Consider the following 4085-nt stretch of genomic DNA (forward strand, 5'->3'; position numbering starts at 1 on the left):
GCGGAGCGAATTTATCGATTCCCGCAGGTAAAATCCCTTTACTTGATGAGCGGCGGATATGACCTGAAAGTTGTGATTGAGGGCGACAGCCTCAAAGAAGTCGCTGGGTTTGTTTCAAGCAAACTTTCTACGCTCAATGGCGTTCGTTCCACAAAGACTCATTTTCTGCTCAAAAAATACAAGGAGAACGATGTTCTTTATGTTGAGGACGAATCAGACCGCCGTGAAGGTGTAATGGCGTAAGAACCTGCTGATGGTTTTGCAAATTGGTGCGTAAAACTCACTTTCTTTTTATTTTATCGATAATTAAAATACTTCTAAAATAAAGTTTTAGGAGTATTTTATGAAAAAGTTTATGGCTTTGCTTGCGGCGGGATTTTTGGCGTTGTCCTTTGTTGGGTGCAGCGGTGACTCTGATAGCAGTTCAAGCTCATCCAGCGGACAGACAACAACCACAGGAACCGCAACCTTTACTGGAGCTGGATTTGGCGGAACTATAAAACTTGATTACAATGCAGACGGCACTTACCTGATGACATGGACAACAGGTTCTTACTCTACAAACAAAGGAAAAGGAACTTACACACTCACCGGTACTTTTGATAACGGCACAATCCACCAGCATCAGACGCATTCGTCGAATACGCTTAATACAGGTTGGGTTGAAGAAGTAGAAGATAATGAGCTCGTGGTTACAAACGGCACATTCCAGGCAGTTGGCAGCACTTTCACAAAAACTAAATAATCTGCAACTTATCAGATTTTGAGCTAAAGTCCGTCTGATTTTTCAGGCGGACTTTTTTACAATAGAATATTCAAAAATCCTATGGTATAGTATGCAAAGACCGACAGAAAAAATCACATCACGCATCCTAACAATTCTCGTTTTCAGCATCCTTGATTTTTGTACCGCCACATTTTTTCAGGACATTCTGACAGCACCGCTTTTCTTTGACACGATTTTTATGATTGCCGCTCTTTTCACTTTCGGTTCGGTGGCTGCATTTTTTGAATATGTGATTTTTATCAGCCTGATTTGCGCAAAACTTTTCGTTCTGTACGGACAGACCGACTATGTGTATCTTTACACGATTTCTGCCCTTACAATAATCGTCGTGACATGGCTTTTTGTCCGCAAGAAGGAAAATCTGAAAAAAGGCGTGAACCTTACTTTCCTCTATATTTTGACTGCTTCTATCATTGCAGGACTTGCCTGTTCCGTTGTTTCGGGCTTCATCAGTTACTTTACATACAACCTGAATCAAAAAGACTGGACTTTCGACCAGATTATCTATGCTTTCAACGGAGAGCAGTTTGACTTTCTTGCATCTTCCATTCTTGGAAGAATCCCAGTAATTATCTTGGACAGGATAATCACCACTTTCGCAGGTTTCGGAATCTTCAAACTTCATACTCGTATAATGTCGCATGGGGGGGGGACAGTTCAGAGTAAATTCTCGCACAAAATTCCATGAAAAGATTCCTTCGATTGCTCGTAATTTCTGCTCTTCTCTCATTTTCCTGCTGTTACGCAGACAGCGCGCAGGAAGATTTGAGCAGCCCAAATCAAATTTATGAAAATGCTAACTCTCAAAAATCCGCCCTTTCAAATGAAGAAATAATCTTGCAGCTAAAAGAGAAAAACCGCGAGCTTGAAGAGACGCACCAGAAATTATTCAGTTATTTCATGTGGCTCATCGCGACGATTTTGGGCGGGGCTGTTATCCTTGTCCTCCTGAATGTTCGGGAAAACAAGCACAAGAATAAAATCATCTATAATTCGGAACAATTTCTGCAACATTCGATTCAGGTGCAGGAATCGGAGCGGCGGCGAATCAGTCAGGAGTTGCATGATTCTGTGGCTCAGAGCCTTCGATATGTCTCCCTTCTTGCCGAAGGTCTTTCCGACAAGGTAACGGCGCAAAAAATCATCGCAATTCAGAACGAGAGCATCAAGAATATCCGTAATCTCTGCTACAACCTTACGCCGCCCGTAATCACAGGAAGCAACATGATTCCGCTGATTGCGCTCTTGGGGCAGAAGATTTTTGATACCGAGAATTCGGACTTTCAGTTCCGCGTTGTGTGCGAGCCGTCAGTTGATTTTGCGAATCTGAACGGCGATGAGCTGATGAATATTTACAGAATCGTGCAGGAAGCATTGCAGAATATCCAGAAACATGCACAGGCTTCTGAAGCAACGGTGTTCTTCAAGAAGAATGAGCCAAAATCGCTTAAAATCATAATTACTGATGACGGCCGTGGCATGAGCGAGAGCCTTATTTCTCAGATAAACGACGATGGGGGCAATATTGAGCCAATGCACTTTGGGCTGAGGAACATTTTTGAGCGTGCAAAACTTATCGGTGGTTCAGTGACATATTTTTCCGAGGAAGGATTTGGTACTTGGCTTACAGTGGAGATTTAGAAAATGGAAAAGACTTTTTACATAATTGATGACCACGAGCTTTTGAGGCTTGGAACTTCTTCATATATCGAAAAAAATTCCAGCTGGAAAAGTCTTGGAAGCTCTGCCGATTCCAAGAAAGCTCTCTGTGACTTGGAGCAGTTTGCCAGCGACGGCAATCTTCCTGCCGTTGTTATTTCCGACCTGAACTTTTACGGCGCGGACACAGGCTTTGACCTTGTGAGTCAAATTCACGAGCTGTACCCTGAGCTTATAATAATCGTGTATTCGATGTTTTTTGCTCCTGAAATCGTGCAGAATACGATTGAGAGCGGTGCGTGCGGCTATGTCTCAAAAAATGCGTCGTCGGACGAACTTCTTTTGTGCATGGAAAAAGTTCTGGGTGGCGAACTTTTTGTTCAGAGTGAGCTGCAGAAAAAGGTTGAGCAGTTCAATTCATTTACGGACGCGCTTACCCGCCGCGAAAAAGAAGTGATGGGTTTGCTTCTCCGCCAATTTTCCAATGACAAGATTGCGGACACGCTTTGCATCAAAAAGCGTGCCGTAGAGAATTATATTTCAAGAATTTACGAAAAGACTGGAATCAATGACAAAAGCGAGCTGATTAAGCGATTCGGCTAGCAGATTTCCCTCGCAAAAGAAAAAATACTTCCAAAATCTTCTATAATATTCTAAAATAGCTGCTGTGGAGGTGTACAATGATTTATGGGTACATTACGCTCGCAGATGAAACGGAAATTGTGCATACAGAATTGCTAGAGCGCAATGGCGAAAAATATGTTGAAGTGCATTTTGAGCGTCCGGTTTTTGGTGGTTTTAAATCAGCCCGTTGCGAGTTACCTTCATACAAATGGCTTTTTAATGATGGATTTTCTGATGAAGAAATAGCTTTCTTTACAGAATTGTTGCATCACAATGCTCACACGATTTTTGAATTTGCTGCAAATGGGGGAAGCCAAGTTGCCTAGCATTTTCAAAATAGGAAGTTATGCAATCTATTTTTGGTCAAATGAAAATTGCGAGCCTGTGCATATTCATGTCGCAAAAGGAAATCCAGTTCCAAATGCAACAAAGGTTTGGCTCACATCAACTGGTGGCTGTATTCTTGCTAATAACAACAGTCGCATACCTGAACATCAACTGAATAATATTCTGAAAATTGTGTCTGACCAATTCTTTTTGATTTGTTCTGAGTGGCAAAAGCATTTTGGAAAAAATATGCTCAAATTTTATGCATAGGTATTAAAAATATATTCCTAATTCTGGGGTAATGAAAATGAATGATAGACCGGACAAATTTTCAAAATCGATGATGAACATTCCGCCAAGCGGAATCCGCAAGTTTTTTGAGATGCTCATTGGGCATGACGACGTGATTTCACTTTCGGTGGGAGAGCCTGATTTTCCTACCCCGTGGGTCATCCGCGAGGAAGCATACTACCATCTTGAAAAGGGACACACATCCTACACGTCGAACTGGGGCCTGATAGAGCTTCGGGAAGAAATCGCAAAATACATGGAACACTACGGAATGTTCTACAACCCCAAGAACGAAGTGCTGATTACGGTGGGCGCAAGCGAGGGCGTGGACGCGGTGCTCAGGGCCATCTTGAACCCCGGGGACGAAATCATCGTGGTGCAGCCGTGCTATGTGAAC

At 42.6% G+C, this 4085-nt stretch carries 8 protein-coding genes; all 8 read left to right on the forward strand.

Translation table 11 applies throughout. The features are described 5' to 3' along the window. On the forward strand, nucleotides 1-243 hold a 243-nt coding region (locus IJJ71_RS08510; RefSeq protein ID WP_296846403.1), incomplete at its 5' end, for an Lrp/AsnC family transcriptional regulator. A 100-nt stretch (nucleotides 244-343) separates the two neighbouring features. Then, nucleotides 344-745, forward strand: coding sequence for a hypothetical protein (locus IJJ71_RS08515; RefSeq protein WP_296846404.1), 402 nt, complete (start codon nucleotides 344-346; stop codon nucleotides 743-745). Between the two features lie 91 nt (nucleotides 746-836). Continuing rightward, nucleotides 837-1475 carry a hypothetical protein gene (locus IJJ71_RS08520; protein ID WP_296846405.1) on the forward strand — a complete coding sequence of 213 codons (639 nt, stop codon included), beginning with the start codon at nucleotides 837-839 and terminating at the stop codon, nucleotides 1473-1475. Further along, complete coding sequence (locus IJJ71_RS08525) at nucleotides 1472-2428, forward strand: sensor histidine kinase (protein ID WP_296846406.1); 957 nt, start codon at nucleotides 1472-1474, stop codon at nucleotides 2426-2428. The genes IJJ71_RS08520 and IJJ71_RS08525 overlap by 4 nt, the downstream gene beginning before the upstream one ends. A 3-nt stretch (nucleotides 2429-2431) precedes the next feature. After that, nucleotides 2432-3049: a response regulator transcription factor gene (locus tag IJJ71_RS08530; protein WP_296846407.1), complete on the forward strand. Its 618-nt coding sequence runs from the start codon at nucleotides 2432-2434 to the stop codon at nucleotides 3047-3049. 77 nt (nucleotides 3050-3126) lie between these two features. Further along, a complete protein-coding gene (locus IJJ71_RS08535; protein ID WP_296846408.1) occupies nucleotides 3127-3396 on the forward strand; it encodes a hypothetical protein in 270 nt (89 codons plus the stop codon). Further along, nucleotides 3359-3667, forward strand: a complete 309-nt coding sequence (locus tag IJJ71_RS08540) for a DUF4160 domain-containing protein (RefSeq protein ID WP_296846409.1) — start codon at nucleotides 3359-3361, stop codon at nucleotides 3665-3667. Before IJJ71_RS08535 ends, IJJ71_RS08540 begins: the two co-directional genes overlap by 38 nt. A 37-nt stretch (nucleotides 3668-3704) precedes the next feature. Continuing rightward, nucleotides 3705-4085, forward strand: a 381-nt coding sequence (locus tag IJJ71_RS08545) for an aminotransferase class I/II-fold pyridoxal phosphate-dependent enzyme (RefSeq protein WP_296846410.1), incomplete at its 3' end; no start/stop codon positions are given.

This window comes from Treponema sp. (assembly GCF_017430385.1).
Lineage (GTDB): Bacteria > Spirochaetota > Spirochaetia > Treponematales > Treponemataceae > Treponema_D.

Bases quoted from the DNA above. Each gene is read 5' to 3' on its own strand.
- IJJ71_RS08515 (WP_296846404.1), top strand. From the start codon at position 344: ATGAAAAAGTTTATGGCTTTGCTTGCGGCGGGATTTTTGGCGTTGTCC.
- IJJ71_RS08520 (WP_296846405.1), top strand. From the start codon at position 837: ATGCAAAGACCGACAGAAAAAATCACATCACGCATCCTAACAATTCTC.
- IJJ71_RS08525 (WP_296846406.1), top strand. From the start codon at position 1,472: ATGAAAAGATTCCTTCGATTGCTCGTAATTTCTGCTCTTCTCTCATTT.
- IJJ71_RS08530 (WP_296846407.1), top strand. From the start codon at position 2,432: ATGGAAAAGACTTTTTACATAATTGATGACCACGAGCTTTTGAGGCTT.
- IJJ71_RS08535 (WP_296846408.1), top strand. From the start codon at position 3,127: ATGATTTATGGGTACATTACGCTCGCAGATGAAACGGAAATTGTGCAT.